The 16,545-nt window shown below is 65.9% G+C and carries 15 protein-coding genes; 9 read left to right on the plus strand and 6 right to left on the minus strand.

Translation table 11 applies throughout. The features are described from left to right. Positions 1–73 precede the first annotated feature (73 nt). On the minus strand, positions 74–730 hold the full coding sequence (locus ACSLUQ_RS05795; protein ID WP_417773140.1) for an alpha/beta hydrolase: 657 nt from the start codon (positions 728–730) through the stop codon (positions 74–76). A gap of 454 nt (positions 731–1,184) precedes the next feature. On the opposite strand from ACSLUQ_RS05795, the gene ACSLUQ_RS05800 reads away from it, so the two are divergent. From ACSLUQ_RS05800 to ACSLUQ_RS05840, 9 genes are all read left to right on the plus strand, one after another. Beyond that, positions 1,185–2,378: a cysteine desulfurase family protein gene (locus ACSLUQ_RS05800; protein ID WP_461807954.1), complete on the plus strand. Its 1,194-nt coding sequence runs from the start codon at positions 1,185–1,187 to the stop codon at positions 2,376–2,378. A gap of 93 nt (positions 2,379–2,471) precedes the next feature. After that, positions 2,472–3,944: a Fe-S cluster assembly protein SufB gene (gene sufB, locus ACSLUQ_RS05805; protein WP_417773142.1), complete on the plus strand. Its 1,473-nt coding sequence runs from the start codon at positions 2,472–2,474 to the stop codon at positions 3,942–3,944. Further along, positions 3,941–4,228 carry a cytoplasmic protein gene (locus ACSLUQ_RS05810; protein ID WP_417773143.1) on the plus strand — a complete coding sequence of 96 codons (288 nt, stop codon included), beginning with the start codon at positions 3,941–3,943 and terminating at the stop codon, positions 4,226–4,228. Before sufB ends, ACSLUQ_RS05810 begins: the two co-directional genes overlap by 4 nt. Before the next feature lie 43 nt (positions 4,229–4,271). After that, positions 4,272–5,027, plus strand: coding sequence for a Fe-S cluster assembly ATPase SufC (sufC, locus tag ACSLUQ_RS05815; protein ID WP_417773144.1), 756 nt, complete (start codon positions 4,272–4,274; stop codon positions 5,025–5,027). Positions 5,028–5,044: 17 nt separating this feature from the next. Next, positions 5,045–6,373: a Fe-S cluster assembly protein SufD gene (gene sufD, locus ACSLUQ_RS05820; RefSeq protein ID WP_461807955.1), complete on the plus strand. Its 1,329-nt coding sequence runs from the start codon at positions 5,045–5,047 to the stop codon at positions 6,371–6,373. Positions 6,374–6,394: 21 nt separating this feature from the next. Next, positions 6,395–7,648: a cysteine desulfurase gene (locus tag ACSLUQ_RS05825; protein WP_461808470.1), complete on the plus strand. Its 1,254-nt coding sequence runs from the start codon at positions 6,395–6,397 to the stop codon at positions 7,646–7,648. Positions 7,649–7,655: 7 nt separating this feature from the next. Next, a complete protein-coding gene (locus ACSLUQ_RS05830; protein ID WP_461807956.1) occupies positions 7,656–8,060 on the plus strand; it encodes an SUF system Fe-S cluster assembly protein in 405 nt (134 codons plus the stop codon). Between the two features lie 209 nt (positions 8,061–8,269). Continuing rightward, entirely contained in the window at positions 8,270–8,656 is a 387-nt protein-coding gene (gene sufA / locus ACSLUQ_RS05835) for a Fe-S cluster assembly scaffold SufA (RefSeq protein ID WP_461807957.1), read from the plus strand. Positions 8,657–8,711: 55 nt separating this feature from the next. Further along, positions 8,712–9,140 carry an EamA family transporter gene (locus ACSLUQ_RS05840; protein WP_417773148.1) on the plus strand — a complete coding sequence of 143 codons (429 nt, stop codon included), beginning with the start codon at positions 8,712–8,714 and terminating at the stop codon, positions 9,138–9,140. 130 nt (positions 9,141–9,270) lie between these two features. Here the strand turns inward: ACSLUQ_RS05840 and ACSLUQ_RS05845 are convergent, their stop codons facing one another. The 5 genes from ACSLUQ_RS05845 to parE form a co-directional block, all read right to left on the minus strand. Further along, positions 9,271–10,329, minus strand: a complete 1,059-nt coding sequence (locus ACSLUQ_RS05845; protein WP_417773149.1) for a GGDEF domain-containing protein — start codon at positions 10,327–10,329, stop codon at positions 9,271–9,273. Positions 10,330–10,585: 256 nt separating this feature from the next. Then, the gene (locus ACSLUQ_RS05850) at positions 10,586–12,244 is read right to left on the minus strand and encodes a DEAD/DEAH box helicase (RefSeq protein WP_461807958.1); all 1,659 of its coding nucleotides are present in this window, start codon (positions 12,242–12,244) and stop codon (positions 10,586–10,588) included. Positions 12,245–12,421: 177 nt separating this feature from the next. After that, positions 12,422–12,835, minus strand: coding sequence for a hypothetical protein (locus ACSLUQ_RS05855; RefSeq protein ID WP_417773151.1), 414 nt, complete (start codon positions 12,833–12,835; stop codon positions 12,422–12,424). 69 nt (positions 12,836–12,904) lie between these two features. Continuing rightward, positions 12,905–13,591, minus strand: coding sequence for a sulfotransferase family 2 domain-containing protein (locus tag ACSLUQ_RS05860; RefSeq protein ID WP_461807959.1), 687 nt, complete (start codon positions 13,589–13,591; stop codon positions 12,905–12,907). Positions 13,592–13,786: 195 nt separating this feature from the next. Further along, positions 13,787–15,844 carry a DNA topoisomerase IV subunit B gene (gene parE, locus ACSLUQ_RS05865; RefSeq protein WP_417773153.1) on the minus strand — a complete coding sequence of 686 codons (2,058 nt, stop codon included), beginning with the start codon at positions 15,842–15,844 and terminating at the stop codon, positions 13,787–13,789. Between the last annotated feature and the right edge of the window lie 701 nt (positions 15,845–16,545).

Below are 16,545 nucleotides of genomic sequence, written 5' to 3' on the forward strand. Positions count from 1 at the left end.
AAAAACGCCGGCCACAAGGGCCGGCGTTTCATGTTCGGGGTCGGGTCTTGCCTGCAGCCGAAAGGGCGTCTTTTCAGGCAAGCTCGCTGGTGACGCCAAGGCGCTTGTCGAGATACTGGCCGCACTCGGACATGAGTTCGTCCATGTGGTTCTCGAAGAAGTGGTTGGCACCCGGGATCACCTTGTGGTCGATGGTGATGCCCTTCTGGGTCTTGAGCTTGTCGACCAGGTTCTGAACGTCCTTGGGAGGCACGACCTTGTCGGCGTCGCCATGAACGATGAGGCCGGAGGACGGGCAGGGCGCCAGGAACGAGAAGTCATGCAGGTTGGCCGGCGGGGCGGCGGAGATGAAGCCCTCGACCTCGGGGCGGCGCATCAGCAACTGCATGCCGATCCAGGCGCCGAAGGAGAACCCGGCGATCCAGCAGGCGCGCGCGTCCGGGTGCACCGACTGCACCCAGTCGAGTGCTGCGGCGGCATCGGAAAGCTCACCCTGGCCATGGTCGAAGGTGCCCTGGCTGCGGCCGACGCCGCGGAAGTTGAACCGCAGCACGGCGAAGCCGCGCTTCGCGAACATGTAATAGAGCTGGTAGACGATCTGGTTGTTCATCGTTCCGCCGAATTGCGGATGCAGATGAAGGATCAGGGCAATCGGCGCCGTGCGCGACTTCGCCGGCTGGAACCGGCCCTCGATCCGGCCCGCCGGTCCGTTGAAAATCACCTCAGGCATGGACCACCTCGTGCATGGCGTTCGTCTTCCTTTTCTTGCGCCTTGTCGCGCTTTTTCGCGGGCCGGCACCGGCGCGGCCGATGGGCGCGCGCGGCCGGCCAGGCCATTCGAGAGTGCGGGAATCTGCGTAGATCCGCGCTTGACTCGGCTGTGCCCCTTACCTAAAACTACTTTAGAATCGTTCGAAAGTTCAATGGCTGAAAGTTTTTCTGCCAAGGGCGACGAACGTTTCCGCCGGGCTCCGCGCTCTGATCGGCGCCAATCCGTCGACAAGCGCGCTGGATTGGCGGACGTATCGATGCCTGTGCCCGCGTATATAGGGATGTCTTATCCCGATCTCCATGGAGAATTGCAAGGCTTCCATCAATAGCCGATAACGCCGGAAGTCATTTTCCGGCCGCCGGGTTTCGCTTCGGGACGCGGTGTCGGGAGACGGGGAAAGGTCGGGCCGGGGATGGCTGGACGGACGAACATCTACTTCGACCACAATGCGGGGGCCGCGATGCGCCCGCAAGCGGTCGAACTCGTCCGCGCGCTGACCGGTGTCACGGGCAACCCCTCGTCGGTGCATGGTGCCGGGCGGGCGGCGCGCGCGCACATTGAAAAGGCCCGCGCCCAGGTGGCGCTGCTTGCCGGCGTTCCCGCGTCCCATGTCACCTTCACGTCCGGTGCGAGCGAAGCCAATGTCACCGCCCTGTCGCCGATCTGGCGCAAGGGCAGGGGCGAGGCGCGGTTTTTCCGGGTGCTCGTCGGAGCGAGCGAACATGCCTCCGTGATCGCCGGGGGGCGTTTCGCGAAGGACGCCATTGAGATTCTTCCGGTGGACGGCGATGGGCTTGTCGACGCGGATCATCTGGCGCGACGGCTCGCGGAGCTTTCCGACGAGGCGGCGGCGCGCGAGGGCGCGCGCATTCTCGTGTCGGTGATGGCGGCGAACAACGAGACCGGAGCGGTGCAGCCGCTGGCGCGCATCGGCGAGATCGTCGCGGCAGCCGGGGCCATCCTTCATGTCGATGCGGTGCAGGCGGCCGGCCGCGTCGCCCTCGACATGGCCGGTTGGCAGGCCGACAGCATCGCGCTTTCGGCGCACAAGATCGGCGGACCGCAGGGGGCGGGCGCGCTGGTGGTGCGCAACGCGGGGCTGAAGCCCGCGCCGTTGTTGACCGGCGGCGGGCAGGAGCACTGGAACCGGGCGGGGACGGAGAACGTCGCGGCCATCGCCGGCTTCGGGATCGCGGCCGAGCTTTGCGCCCAAGAAATCAACCATTGGGACGAAATTCGTCGGCTCCGGGATGGTTTCGAAAGCGGTCTTCGCCATATATGGAGTGACACGTTCATATTTTCGGGCGGTGTCGAGCGACTTGCCAACACAAGCTGCTTCGCCGTTCCGGGAGTTGCCGCCGAGACCGCGCTGATCGCGCTCGATCTCGAAGGCATTGCCTGCTCCTCGGGCTCCGCCTGCTCGAGCGGCAAGGTCTCCGTGTCCCATGTGCTGACGGCCATGGGCGTGGAGGAACGGCTTGCCCGCTGCGCCCTGCGCGTCAGCTTTTCGCCCGATGCGCGGGCGGAGGAGGTCGAAGTTTTTCTTGCCGCCTGGCGGCGACTTTCCGAGCGGATGCGGGGGGCTGGCGCGGGACGCGCTGCCTGAGGATCGGCTCTGAAACCCATGGCGGACGTACGCGTCCGCTTTACATAGTGCGACAACCCGCGGTCCTTGACACCGCAGTGGATGGAGACACGCATGCCTGCTGTTCAGGAAACGATCGACCGCGTCCGGTCGATCGATGTGGATCAATACAAGTACGGTTTCGTCACGGACATCGAGTCCGACAAGGCGCCCAAGGGGCTCAATGAAGACGTTATCCGCTTCATTTCCGCCAAGAAGGGCGAGCCGGAGTGGATGCTCGAATGGCGTCTGGCCGCCTATCGCCGTTGGCTGACGATGACCGAGCCGACCTGGGCCCGGGTCGAGTATCCCAAGATCGACTTCAACGACCTCTATTATTATTCGGCGCCGAAGTCGGCTCCCGGGCCCAAGAGCCTCGATGAAGTGGATCCGGAGCTTCTGGCCACCTACGAGAAGCTGGGTATCCCGCTGCGCGAGCAGGAGATCCTGGCGGGCGTCGAGCCGAAGAACCGCGTCGCCGTCGATGCCGTCTTCGACAGCGTGTCGGTGGTCACCACCTTCAAGGAAGAGCTGAAGAAGGCCGGCGTCATCTTCTGCTCGATCTCCGAGGCGCTGCGCGATCATCCCGAGCTGGTGCGCAAATATCTCGGTACCGTGGTGCCGGTCAGCGACAACTTCTATGCCACGCTGAACTCGGCCGTCTTCACCGACGGATCCTTCGTCTATGTGCCCGAGGGCGTTCGCTGCCCGATGGAGCTGTCGACCTACTTCCGTATCAACGAGAAGAACACCGGCCAGTTCGAGCGCACGCTGATCATCGCCGAGAAGGGCGCCTATGTGTCGTATCTGGAGGGCTGCACGGCCCCGCAGCGCGACGAGAACCAGCTGCACGCGGCCGTGGTCGAGCTGATCGCGCTGGATGACGCGGAGATCAAGTACTCCACGGTCCAGAACTGGTATCCGGGCGACAAGGACGGCAAGGGCGGCATCTACAATTTCGTCACCAAGCGGGGCGACTGCCGCGGCAAGAACTCCAAGATCTCCTGGACCCAGGTCGAGACCGGGTCGGCGATCACCTGGAAGTACCCGTCCTGCATTCTGCGCGGCGACAATTCGCGCGGCGAGTTCTACTCGATCGCCGTGTCGAACGGCCATCAGCAGATCGACAGCGGCACGAAGATGATCCATCTCGGCAAGAACACGTCGAGCCGCATCATCTCCAAGGGTATTTCCGCCGGCTTCTCGCAGAACACCTATCGCGGCCTCGTCTCGGCGCACCGCAAGGCGTCGAACGCGCGCAATTTCACCCAGTGCGACAGCCTGCTCGTCGGTCAGGATTGCGGCGCCCATACGGTGCCCTACATCGAATCGAAGAACGCCTCCGCCCAGTTCGAGCACGAGGCAACCACTTCGAAGATCTCCGACGACCAGATGTTCTACTGCCAGCAGCGCGGTCTGTCCGACGAGGAGGCGGTGGCGCTCATCGTCAACGGCTTCGTCAAGGACGTGATCCAGCAGTTGCCGATGGAGTTCGCGGTCGAGGCGCAGAAGCTGATCTCGATCAGCCTTGAGGGAAGCGTGGGGTGATCCCGCCCGTAGCCGTCGTTGCCGCGCACGAATTCAGCGCCCGGCAACGCCGACGCTACGAGGACAACACGCCTGTTGGCTGCTTTCACTGCGAAGCGGTCTTCCTGGCAAAGAAGATCGACGAATGGTGTGACGAAATCGGAGAGAGCGAGGTCACGGCCATGTGCCCGGACTGCGGCATCGATTCCGTCATTTCCGTTCAGGACGTCGCTGAGCTCGGCGTGAGTGGGGAACAGTTTCCTCAACTGCTGCGCGCGATGAACAGACGCTGGTTTGGACAGTGACCTGTGAGGCGCATCAGCCGAGCCATAGATGAAGGTTAGAGTAATGCTTGAGATCAAGAACCTGCACGCCCGCATCGCCGACGACGGCACCGAGATCCTGCGCGGCATCGACCTTGTCGTGAACCCGGGCGAGGTGCATGCCATCATGGGGCCGAACGGCTCCGGCAAGTCGACGCTGTCCTACATCCTCGCCGGCAAGTCCGACTACGAGGTGACCGAGGGCGACATTCTCTACAACGGCGAGAGCATCCTGGAGATGTCGCCGGACGAGCGCGCCGCCTCCGGCCTGTTCCTCGCCTTCCAGTACCCGATCGAGATCCCGGGCGTGGCGACCATGACCTTCCTCAAGACCGCGCTCAACGCGCAGCGCAAGGCGCGCGGCGAGGCGGAGCTTTCGACCCCGGACTTCATGAAGCGGGTCAAGGAGAAGTCGGCCGAGTTGCAGATCACGCCGGAAATGCTGCGCCGTCCGCTCAACGTCGGGTTCTCCGGCGGCGAGAAGAAGCGCTCCGAGATCCTGCAGATGGCGCTGCTGGAGCCGTCTCTCTGCGTGCTCGACGAGACCGATTCCGGTCTCGACATCGATGCGCTGAAGATCGTCTCGGACGGCGTCAACGCGCTGCGGTCGCCGGATCGCTCCTTTGTCGTCATCACCCACTACCAGCGCCTGCTCGACCACATCGTGCCGGACGTGGTGCATGTGCTGTCGCGGGGCCGGATCGTGAAGACCGGCGACAAGTCGCTGGCGCTCGAGCTGGAGAAGAACGGTTACGCCGACTATGTCGACGCGGCCGCCTGAGGCGCGAGGGATACGACATGAGCACTGACCAGAAAATTCCAGAGACCCGCGCCGAGACCGATCTCGCCGCGGCCTTCGAGGGCACCCGCGGCGCACTACCCGGCGGCGCCGGCGTTGCCGCGATCCGCACCGAGGCGTTCGACGCCTTCCGCGCGCACGGCCTGCCGCATCGGCGCGTCGAGGAGTGGAAATACTCCGACCTGCGCGCCCGGCTGAAGAACGTGCCGGCCTTCGCGCCGAAGCGTGACGCCGCTGCCGCCGGCAAGGCCCTTGCCGCGCTGGACGACGTCTATGGCGACACCGGGCGCCACCGGATCGTCATCGTCGACGGCCATTACCATGCGGAGCTTTCCGACGTGGACGGCCTTGCCGGCGAGGGCGTAACGCTGCGCCCGCTCGCCGATGCGCTGGCCGAGGAGGGCGAGGCGCTGATGGGTCTGCCGGAGATCGCCCGTGACGATGCGGCGGTCGGCCTCAACGCGATCTTCTGCGCCGACGGCGTCGACATTCGCATCGAGGCCGGGCGGACGCTGTCGAAGCCGGTCGAGATCGTGCACGCGCTGTCCGCTGAAACGCCGGTCGCGACCTCCGAAAGGGTCGTGATCCGGGTGGGCGAGGGCGCCAGCGCGCGCATTCTGGAGAACTTTCTCGGCGGCGCGGAGGGCAGCTTCTCCAACACGCTGACCGATATCCGCGCTGGCGACCGGGCGGAGATCACCGTCGCCCGCCTGCAGGCGGAAGCCGCCGGGACCACCCATGTCGGCACGGCCGTGCTGACGATGGGGGCGCAGACGCGGGTGAAGCTCATCGGCGCGGGCATTGGCGCGGGCTTTGCCCGGCACCAGTCCTTCGTCTCCTTCACCGGCGAGGATTCGCGCGCCGACCTGCTCGGCATCACCATGGTGCGGGCCGGGCAGCACGTCGACCAGACGCTGGTCGTCGATCACGCGGTACCGAACTGCGAGAGCCGCGAGCTCTTCAAGACCGTCGTTGGCGACGGTGCCAAGGGCATCTTCCAGGGCAAGATCATCGTTCGCCCCCATGCGCAGAAGACCGATGGGCAGATGATGACCCAGTCGCTGCTTCTGTCGGAAGACGCGGAGATGGCGCTGAAGCCGGAGCTCGAGATCTTCGCCGATGACGTGCAGTGCGCCCATGGCGCGACCAGCGGCGAGATCGACGAGGACCTGCTGTTCTACCTGCGCGCCCGCGGCATTCCCGAGGACGAGGCCCGCACATTGCTGGTGCTGGCCTTCCTGTCCGAGGCGGTCGAGGAGATGGGCGACGAGACCATCGTCGAGGCGTTCGAGGGACGCATCGGCGCCTGGCTCGCCGAGGGCAAGTAACAAGGGGACACGCCCATGAGCATGACCGCATCATCGCAGCCAGCCGGAGCCGTCGGCCCCTATGACGTGACGGAGATCCGCAAGGATTTCCCGATCCTGTCGCGGGAAGTCTACGGCAAGCCGCTTGTCTATCTGGACAATGGCGCCTCCGCGCAGAAACCGCAGGCGGTCATCGACGCGGTGACGAAGGCGTATTCGCATGAATATGCCAACGTCCACCGCGGCCTGCATTACCTCTCCAACACCGCCACGGAGAATTTCGAGGCGGCCCGCGAGACGACGCGACGCTTTCTCAACGCGCCGTCGGGCGACGAGGTGATCTTCACCCGCTCGACCACCGAGGCGATCAACCTCGTCGCCCAGACGTTCGGCGCGGATCGGATCGGCGAGGGCGACGAGATCGTCCTGTCGATCATGGAGCATCACTCAAACATCGTGCCCTGGCACTTCCTGCGGGAGCGGCAGGGCGCGGTGATCCGCTGGGTGCCGGTCGCCGAGGACGGGTCCTTCGATCTGGCGGCCTTCGAGGAGGCGCTTTCGCCGCGCACCAGGATGGTTGCGATCACCCACATGTCGAACGTGCTCGGCACCGTGGTGCCGATCCGCGAGATCTGCGACATCGCCCATGCCCGCGGCATTCCGGTTCTGGTCGACGGCAGCCAGTCGGCGGTGCACATGCCCGTCGACGTCCAGGCGCTCGGCTGTGATTTCTTCTGCCTGACGGGCCACAAGGTCTACGGGCCGACCGGCATCGGCGTGCTGTGGGGGAAGATGGAGCATCTGGAGCGGATGCGGCCCTTCAACGGCGGCGGCGAGATGATCCTCGACGTCACCGAGGACATGGTCACCTACAACGCTCCGCCGCACCGTTTCGAGGCGGGCACGCCGCCCATCGTCCAGGCGATCGGTCTTGCGGCGGCACTCGACTACATGGATGGCGTCGGCCGCGAGCGCATCGCCGCCCATGAGGCGGAGCTGCGCGACTACGCCCACCAGCGGCTCGGCGAGATCAACTCGCTTCGCATCTTCGGCGAGGCGCCCGGCAAGGGGGCCATTGTTTCCTTCGAGATGAAGGGTGTGCACGCCCACGACGTGTCGACGATCATCGACCGCGAGGGCGTGGCGGTGCGCGCCGGCACCCACTGCGCCCAGCCGCTTCTCGCCCGTTATGGAGTCACCTCCACTTGCCGGGCGAGCTTCGGCCTCTACAACACGAAGGACGAGGTCGACCGACTGGTCGAGGCCCTTCGCAAAGCCCATGACTTTTTCGCGTGAGGGCGAGATGAGCGACGAAACGGCTACAGCGAGCATCACCCGCGAGGTGGACGAGGATCATGCGACGGAGATCCAGTCGCCCGCGTCCGGCTTTGACGAGACGGAACTGCAACGGCTCACCGACGACATCGTCGGTGCGCTGAAGACCGTCTACGATCCGGAGATTCCCTGCGATATCTACGAGCTCGGCCTGATCTACAAGGTCGACATCGAGGAGGATCGCTCGGTGAAGATCGACATGACGCTGACCGCGCCGGGCTGTCCGGTTGCCGGCGAGATGCCCGGCTGGGTGGAAAACGCGGTCAATTCGGTCGAAGGCGTCGGTCAGGTCGAGGTGGCGATGGTGTTCGACCCGCCGTGGACGCCCGATCGCATGTCGGAAGAAGCGAAGGTCGCGCTCAACTGGTACTGAGCGCACCCGCGCGCTCCCGGACACCGGGTTTGCGCGAACTGGCGTGTGCGGTCGCAAGACCCTATATTGGGAACAAGAGCGGGTGGCGGTGCGCAAGATGCGTCCGGGCCGCCCGAAGGATCCGCAAGCAGGCGAGCGCGGCCCGCAAGGCGAGGGAAAGCACCCCGCCCAGCCAGGCCCATCGCCGGCAAACCCCCGAGAGGATCATCATGGCTTCGAGATTTCAGGTGCTGAAGCTGACGGACGCCGCCGCGGAGCGCGTGCGCGAGATCATTGAGAATTCCACCAAGCCCGCCGTCGGCCTTCGCGTCGGCATCAAGAAGGGCGGCTGCGCCGGCATGGAATACGACATGAGCCTCGTCGAGGAAGCGAAGGCCGGAGACGACGTGATCGACGACAAGGGCGTGAAGATCTTCGTGGATCCGTCCGCCGCGCTGTTCCTGCTCGGCACCGAGATGGACCACGAGGTCACGAAGTTCCGCTCCGGCTTCGTCTTCCGCAATCCGAACGAGGTTTCGGCCTGCGGGTGCGGCGAATCGGTGAACCTCAAGCCGGTGGACGGCGCGCTGGCGGGAGCCCCCGCAGGCGGCGCATGATCGCCACCCACGGGTCCGTTTCGGCCACGACCGCGCCAGGGGAGCGCTCGCAAGCGTGACACTGACCTGGCAGCTATGGGCACTCGGCGCGGCGGCCTTCGCCGCGCTGACGGCTGTTTTCGCCAAGGTCGGGGTCGACGGGATTTCCTCCGACTATGCCACGCTGATCCGGACTCTGGTTATCCTGCTGCTGGTCGCCGGCATCGTGATCTTTACCGGGCAGTATCGCCCGCCCTCCGAGATCGCCCCACGCAGCCTGCTTTTTCTCATCCTCTCCGGCCTTGCGACCGGCGCGTCATGGCTTTGCTATTTCCGCGCCCTCAAGCTCGCTGACGCCAGTCGGGTCGCCCCCGTCGACAAACTGAGCGTCGTGCTTGTCGCGGTGTTCGGCGCGATTTTCCTGGGCGAACGACTCGGCCTCAAGGCATGGCTGGGCATCTGCCTGATCTTCGCCGGTGTGCTGCTGGTGATGGCGCGCAAGTGAGTGACGCGCGGCGCGACAACGTGCCGACGGGCTGCCGCCTGTTTCCATCCCGATTGAGGCTCGAGGCGGCGCGCAAGGCTGTCTGTGATCGATGCCAAGAAGAGGGGCGCGCGGAGACGCGGACGCCGCCTTACGCCACCCTGATGTCCGTTTCCACGTCCGGATCCGTCTCGCAGCGCACGAGGTTGCGCCCTGCCGCCTTGGCGGCGTAGAGGGCGGCATCGGCGCGCGCGATCATCGATTGAACGGTGTCGCGCGGGCGGAAGGAGGACACGCCGATGGAGATGGTGATGCGGCCGAGATTCTCACCCGTGGAGCGCTTCACCAGTTCCTTCGACAGCACGGCGCGGCGGATGTGCTCGGAGACGGTCACGGCCTGGCGCAGCGACGTGTGGGGGAGCAGCACGGCGAATTCCTCGCCGCCATAGCGGCAGGCCACGTCGTGGCCCTTGACGTTCTGCTTGACGGCCAGGGCCACGAGACGAAGAACCTGATCTCCGGTCTGGTGGCCATAGGTGTCGTTGAATTTCTTGAAATGGTCGATGTCGGTGAGCAGCAGGGTGAGCGGCTCCTGCGTCTTTGCCGCCTCTGAGACCATGCGCTCGACCGTCTGGTCGAAGTGCCGGCGGTTGCTCAGCGTGGTCAATTCATCGGTAAGGGATTCGTGGCGGATCGCCTCGAGGTTCTCCTGCAGGTCGCCGATCTGGCGGCGGGAGTCGACGAGCTGCTTCTCGAGAGCCCGGTTCGACAACGCAGTGTCCTGGGTCGCCTTGATGATGTGCCCGATGAGCGCCTTGAGCTGCTTGGGGTCCTTCAGGCGCTCGAGTTCAGACTGCACGCCTGCCAGCGATGCGCCGTACTCCGCGACCGTGTCGGCGCTCTGGCCGAGCAGGTCCACCATCGTGTGGATCTCCTCGGAGATCTTTTCGCCGACCTCGTCGATGCGGTCGCCGATCTTGGTGGGGGACAGGAAGCTGTTGTAGACCTGCTGGAGCTGTTCCGTGCTGATCGGATTGCCATCTCCAGCGATCTCGTTGACCGCGCGGTTCAATGAATGATTGAAACCTGCAGCGTATGTATACCATAATTCATAGAAACGCGGATATGCGGGAAGTGTATTCTTGCGAATATACTTCATCGCTGCATCGCCATAGACGATGGTTCGCTTATGGTCGTCTTCCTGAGCCATCGCAAATCCACACGTGATCTGAGCACGCATACCGGCTGAGGCACTCCTTGCCACCGGAATGGCGGAGAGTTTCTCATTCAGGCGTTAAGCCTCAGTTAAGCGTGCCTCAATTCATGCGCTCTCGTGTTGCCAAGCGCGACCTTTCCCGGCAACGGCAGCAGCACGCCGTGGGCGGGCTCTGGCATGGCGGTGCCGGAACGCAAAAAAGGCCCGCGTTGGCGGGCCTTTTGTCAGCTCTTCAGAACTCGCGCGGGTCTCAGCCGGCCTTCTTGCGATCACGCGGATCGCGCAGAAGGAAAGCGGGAACATGGTCGCCGAGACCGATCACCGGCTCGTCGTCGCGCTCGCCGCCACGGCGACGGGACTTGCCGCCGCCATCATTGTTGCGGCGCTGCTTGTTGTTGTTGCCGTTGTCGGCCTGCTGCTGGCCGCGGCCACGGCGCGGCTCTGCCTGCCTGCGCTCGCCACCGGCAGACCCTTCGGTCCGTCCAGTCTCGGGCGCCTGCGCCTTGCGCTGTTCCGCCGGCTTGCGCGGCTCGGACTTCGGCGCGGCCTCAGCCTGGGGCTTCGGCGCGTCGACGACCTGGACCTCGTCGGTCTTGGCCGTATCCTCTGCCGCCTTGCGTGCGCTCGGCCTGCGGGTGCGCGGCTTGCGTTCGCTCGAACGGGCGGTTTCCGGAGCAGCAGCGGCGTCCTCGGAGAGGGCCTCGCCCGCGGGCTTGCGGCCGCGCGTGCTGCCGGAAGAGCGGCGACGGTCTCGACCCTCGCTCTGGACCGCGTCGAAATCGATCGGAGCGTCCAGCCAGGGGATCTTCTTGTCGATCAGCTTCTCGATGCCGGCCAGGTACTTCTGGTCGTTCGGCGTGACGATCGACATGGCTGCGCCGCTGCGCCCGGCGCGACCGGTGCGGCCGATGCGGTGGACGTAATCCTCCGCGTGGGTCGGCACATCATAGTTGAAGACGTGGCTCACCGCGGGAATGTCGAGGCCGCGCGCGGCCACGTCACTGGCGACGAGAAGCTGCAGCTCGCCGTTGCGGTACTGGTCAAGCGTCGCCATGCGCGAGCGCTGGTCCATGTCGCCGTGCAGCGCGCCGACGGAATAGCCGTGGCGCTGCAGGGAGCGGAATACCGTCTGCACGTCGCGCTTGCGGTTGCAGAAGATGATGGCGTTGGCAAGATCCTCGCCGGCGTCGTCGACAAGCCGGCGCAGGGTGGCGCGCTTCTCGGCATCCTTGGAGTCCGAGGCGACGATGTTCTGCGTCACCGTCTCGGCGGTGGAGGAGGTGCGTGCCACCTCGACGCGAGCCGGATTGTGCAGGAACGTGTCGACGAGACGCTGGATCTCCGGCGGCATGGTGGCCGAGAAGAAGAGCGTCTGGCGCGTGAAGGGGATGAGCTTACAGATGCGCTCGATGTCCGGGATGAAGCCCATGTCGAGCATCCGGTCGGCCTCGTCGATGACGAGGATCTCGACGCCCTGGAGCATCAGCTTGCCGCGCTCGGTGTGGTCGAGCAGGCGGCCGGGCGTTGCGATCAGCACGTCGACGCCACGGTCGAGCTTCTTGCCCTGGTCGCCAAAGGACGTGCCGCCGATCAGCAGCGCGACGTTCAGCTTGTGGTTGACGCCGTATCTGTTGAAGTTCTCTTCGACCTGCGCGGCGAGTTCGCGCGTCGGCTCGAGGATCAACGTGCGCGGCATGCGCGCCCTTGCGCGGCCCTTCTCAAGAAGGGTCAGCATCGGCAGGGTGAAGGACGCCGTCTTGCCCGTGCCTGTCTGCGCGAGACCCAAAACGTCACGCTTCTGAAGCACGTGGGGGATGGCGGCCGCCTGGATCGCGGTCGGTTCGGTGTACCCAGCCGCTTCCACGGCGGCGAGCACTTTTTCGCTCAGTCCGAGTGAGGAAAAGGACATATTACCTTATGATCAAGACGGGTCGTGAGGACCTGATTACCCTGCCGGCCCCGCAGGACGCTTTGGGCCGATACCTTGGCGCGCACACTACAGTTTCAAAATAAATTGTCAATCTTTCGAAGGTTCCCGCCCCGCGCATGCAAGAATTGCGCGCGGCGGGGCTCTGGCGATCGCGCGTCAGTTACTTGCCGGCCGAAATATGTAGGCTTCGGGGTCATCGCCCTCCAGAAACAGCTCGAAGGTCGTTTCCTCGCCGTTTCCGTCGCGAAAATCGACAAAGGCGGCGAGGCCGAGGTCGTCCATTTCCGAGCGCAGTCCGCTCACCCGGCCGCCGGTTTCGGCCGCCTCCGCAATTTCAACGAGGCTGTCGCCGCCCTTGGCCAGGAACAGCCTGTCGCGCTTGTCCTCACGGACGATGAAGAACGTGACGTCCTTGTTTTCGGGGCCGGGAACGCGGCTGACCGCCTGCACGGACGCCGGCAGTGCGCGCAGCATGTCGGAAACCGGATCGGCGTGCGCGGCGTGCGGCGCGAGCAGGCAGAGCGCGAGGGCGGGAACGGCAAAGCGGAGGGCGCGTGTCGTCTTCTGCATGGTGTCGTCCTTGGAACCGGCCTGTCTCGGGAGCGGGCCTGTCTCGGTCACGGGCAGCGCGGGGAACGCCTAGGCGGCGGACCGGGCCGCATCCGGGTAAAAGATATCGTAGTCCGCACGATAGCGCCGGCGCACCGCTTCGAGAAGATCCCGCGTAAGCTCGCCGATGAGATCCGCACGCGTTTCCGCAGTCATGTCGGGGCCGGCGGGGAGGGCGCCGATATCGCCCAGCCCGCGATCGCGCACGTGCTCACGCAGGGCGTTCCAGTCGGCCTCGCTGCGCTCGTGACGCACGAGATGGGTCGGCAGCAGCCGGCCCTTGTGCGACAGGATCGCGGTCTGGCTGCGGAAGGCGTTGGGGCTCTTCAGGTCGGGGGTCGCGCAGACATGGGCGACGAAATCGGCGAAGGTCAGGCCGGCAGCCGCCGCGGGCCGGGGCGGGGAATGCGGCGTGTCCGCTGTCCATGCGCCGTAGCAGGCGGCGAGCCGGTCGAGCGGATCCCGGATCGCGGCGAAGACCGTTGCCCGTGGGTACTGGCGCGCGAGCTGGCGCCCGGAAAGCAGCGTCAGCCCGTCCACCCAGGAGCCGAGCGTGCCGGTGGTGTAGTCGGTGTGGTGTTCCTGCGCGGGAAGGTCCCCGCCGGGGCGTCGGGCAAGCCGCAGCAAAGCATCGCGCACGCCCTCGCTGCCGGCGTGCGGGCAACGGCCATAGGCCAGGTCCATGCCGGCAAGAACCAGGAAGCTGTGTTCGCTCAAGGGGCGGCGGCGCCGCTCAACAGCGCGCAGGATCGGTTTGAACAGTGGTCGTCTCCCGTGGATGGGCAAGGCCCGGTCGTGCCCTGTCCCCGCGTGTCGGTTGCAGGTGTGCGGTGCATTCCCGCATACGGTTCACCCTACCGCATCACGCGAACGTGTCCATACCGTGTCGCCCGTCCGGCGGGGCGGGGCGCCTCAGATGTCGAGTTCCTCGGCGAACTGGGCGTTTTCCTGGATGAAGTGGAACCGCGCCTCGGGCTTGTTGCCCATCAGCCGGTCGACCGTGTCGCGGGTGCCCTCGGCGTTCTCCTCGTCGATGACGACGCGCAGCAGCGTGCGCCGCGACGGGTCCATCGTCGTTTCCTTGAGCTGGGCGGGCAGCATCTCGCCAAGGCCCTTGAAGCGGCCGATGTCGATCTTGGCATTGGCGCGGAACTGGCTCTTGAGAAGCTGTTCCTTGTGGGCGTCGTCGCGCGCATAGAGCGTCTTGCCGCCCTGGCTGATGCGGTAGAGCGGCGGCACGGCGAGGAACAGATGCCCCTCGCGGATGAGGTCCGGGGTCTCGCGGTAGAAGAAGGTGATCAGCAACGAGGCGATGTGGGCGCCGTCGACGTCGGCGTCCGTCATGATCACCACCTTCTCGTAGCGCAGGTCCTTGCTGCGGTAGGAGGCGCCGGTGCCGCAGCCCAGCGCCTGCACGAGGTCGCCGATCTGCTGGTTGGCGACGAGCTTGTCGCGACCGGCGCTGGCGACGTTGAGGATCTTGCCGCGCAGGGGAAGCACGGCCTGGTTCTTGCGGTTGCGCGCCTGCTTGGCGGAACCGCCGGCCGAATCGCCCTCGACGATGAAGATCTCGGAGTCCGCCGCCTGGCTGGAGGAGCAGTCGGCAAGCTTGCCCGGCAGGCGCAGCTTGCGCACAGCGGTCTTGCGGGCGACGTCCTTTTCCTGGCGCCGGCGCAACCGCTCGTCGGCGCGGTCGACGACCCACTCGAGCAACCTGTTGGCCTGGTTCGGCGAGGCGGTCAGCCAGTGGTCGAAGGCGTCGCGCACGGCGTTCTCGACGATGCGCGCGGCCTCGCCGGAGGCGAGCTTGTCCTTGGTCTGGCCGACGAACTCTGGCTCGCGGATGAAGACGGAAAGCATCGAGGCGGCGGAGGTGATGACGTCATCGCCGGTGATGATGGCCGCCTTCTTGTTGCCGACCAGCTCGCCATAGGCCTTGAGACCGCGCAGCAGCGCGCTGCGCAGGCCGGATTCATGCGTCCCGCCCTCGGGCGTCGGCACGGTGTTGCAATAGGAGCGGGTGAAGCCGTCGCCGGCGAACCAGGTGACGGCCCATTCGACGCCGGCATGGCGGCCGGTCTCGCCGGTCTTGCCGGCGAAGATGTCGTCGATCACCCGGCGCTCCTTGCCGAGCGCGTCGCCGAGGAAATCGCGCAAGCCCCCGGGGAAGTGGAAGGTCGCCTGCGCCTCGGCCTCGTCCTTCTCGCCGATCAGCTCGGGCGCGCAGCGCCAGCGGATCTCGACGCCGGAGAACAGATAGGCCTTCGAACGTGCCATCTTGAACAGGCGCGCCGGCTTGAAGGTCGTTCCCGCGCCGAAGATCTCGGGATCCGGGCGGAACCGCACCAGCGTGCCGCGCCGGTTCTGCACGTCGCCGACCGATTCCAGCGGCCCGGCGGGAATGCCCCGGCGAAACACCTGCCGGTAGAGCTTGCGGGCACGGGCGACCTCGACGACGAGCTCTTCCGACAGCGCGTTGACCACGGAGATGCCGACTCCGTGCAGGCCGCCGGAGGTCTCGTAGACCTTGCTGTCGAACTTTCCGCCCGCGTGCAGCGTGGTCATGATCACCTCGAGCGCCGACTTGTCGCGGTGCTTGGGGTGCGGGTCGACGGGAATGCCGCGGCCGTTGTCGGCCACCGTCAGCGTTCCGTCGGCCGACAGCGTCACCTCGATCCAGCTCGCGTGGCCGGCGACGGCCTCGTCCATGGAGTTGTCGATCACCTCGGCGAAGAGGTGGTGCATGGCGCGTTCGTCGGTGCCGCCGATGTACATGCCCGGCCGCCGGCGCACGGGCTCCAGTCCTTCCAGAACCTCGATGTCGGCCGCCGTGTAGTCGGACGGGTCGCCCTTGTCGCGCGCAGGCTCGCTGCGGCGGGCCGGAGCGGCGCGCGGCGCGGACCTTGCCGCCGGCTCCGGCTTCTGCGGAGTGGCTGCGGGGGCGTCGAAGAGGTCGTCGTTGGCGGTCATGCAGGGTCCAGTTCGGGAGGCGTCCGGGCGGCCGCCGGTCGTCTTTCGTCAATCAGCAAGGCTGTCAGCTATCCGAAGTCGCGGCAAACGGCAATGCGCCGGGCACCCGGACTTGCAGCGCCGGCTCGCGCCAAAGCGGTGCTGGCAGCGAATCATCCATGATTCTGCCAAGCCGGGAAGTCCCGCGCAAAGGGGTGCACCCAACTGGCGCTTCCGGGAACCGTTTTTCAACCCCTTCCAGGCATTCTCCTCGTCCAGGAAGAGGAACGGCGAAGGAGGATGGCCCGATGCGCCTCAAGCAACGCTTTGAATGCAAGGTCGACCTGATCGCGGCGGGGCTGTTGCTCGCCAATGCACTGGTGCTCGTGGTTGCCGGCTAAGCTGCCATGCCCGGTCGCGGCGAGTCCTGTGGCCGCGTGGCCACACCTTTCTCTCCGTCGCAGGGATGGCCCGCAATCGTGGCAATGATGCCCCCTTTCGGCCATCTTTAGGCGGACTCCCTAGTGTATGAAATCGGGATGGCGGGTCCTGCGGGCCTTCCCCATGCGGGGCGAAACGCGGACCTGTTGCTTTCATGTCGCGGTCCTCACCGACCGGCGACCTGCCGGGAAAGGTGTCCCGGCTTCAAGGCACCGGCTTTCGCGAGAGCGGGGAGCACGGCGCTGGGTCCGCTCCGGCGGACCGGATACTGAATGCGCTTC

This window comes from Stappia sp. ICDLI1TA098 (genome assembly GCF_054880955.1).

Coding starts and splice junctions, on each gene's coding strand:
- sufD (WP_461807955.1), top strand. CDS start 5,045: ATGAGCACTGACCAGAAAATTCCAGAGACCCGCGCCGAGACCGATCTC.
- ACSLUQ_RS05800 (WP_461807954.1), top strand. CDS start 1,185: ATGGCTGGACGGACGAACATCTACTTCGACCACAATGCGGGGGCCGCG.
- ACSLUQ_RS05825 (WP_461808470.1), top strand. CDS start 6,395: ATGACCGCATCATCGCAGCCAGCCGGAGCCGTCGGCCCCTATGACGTG.
- ACSLUQ_RS05855 (WP_417773151.1), bottom strand. CDS start 12,835: ATGCAGAAGACGACACGCGCCCTCCGCTTTGCCGTTCCCGCCCTCGCG.
- ACSLUQ_RS05830 (WP_461807956.1), top strand. CDS start 7,656: ATGAGCGACGAAACGGCTACAGCGAGCATCACCCGCGAGGTGGACGAG.
- ACSLUQ_RS05850 (WP_461807958.1), bottom strand. CDS start 12,244: ATGTCCTTTTCCTCACTCGGACTGAGCGAAAAAGTGCTCGCCGCCGTG.
- ACSLUQ_RS05795 (WP_417773140.1), bottom strand. CDS start 730: ATGCCTGAGGTGATTTTCAACGGACCGGCGGGCCGGATCGAGGGCCGG.
- ACSLUQ_RS05845 (WP_417773149.1), bottom strand. CDS start 10,329: ATGGCTCAGGAAGACGACCATAAGCGAACCATCGTCTATGGCGATGCA.
- parE (WP_417773153.1), bottom strand. CDS start 15,844: ATGACCGCCAACGACGACCTCTTCGACGCCCCCGCAGCCACTCCGCAG.
- sufA (WP_461807957.1), top strand. CDS start 8,270: ATGGCTTCGAGATTTCAGGTGCTGAAGCTGACGGACGCCGCCGCGGAG.
- sufC (WP_417773144.1), top strand. CDS start 4,272: ATGCTTGAGATCAAGAACCTGCACGCCCGCATCGCCGACGACGGCACC.
- sufB (WP_417773142.1), top strand. CDS start 2,472: ATGCCTGCTGTTCAGGAAACGATCGACCGCGTCCGGTCGATCGATGTG.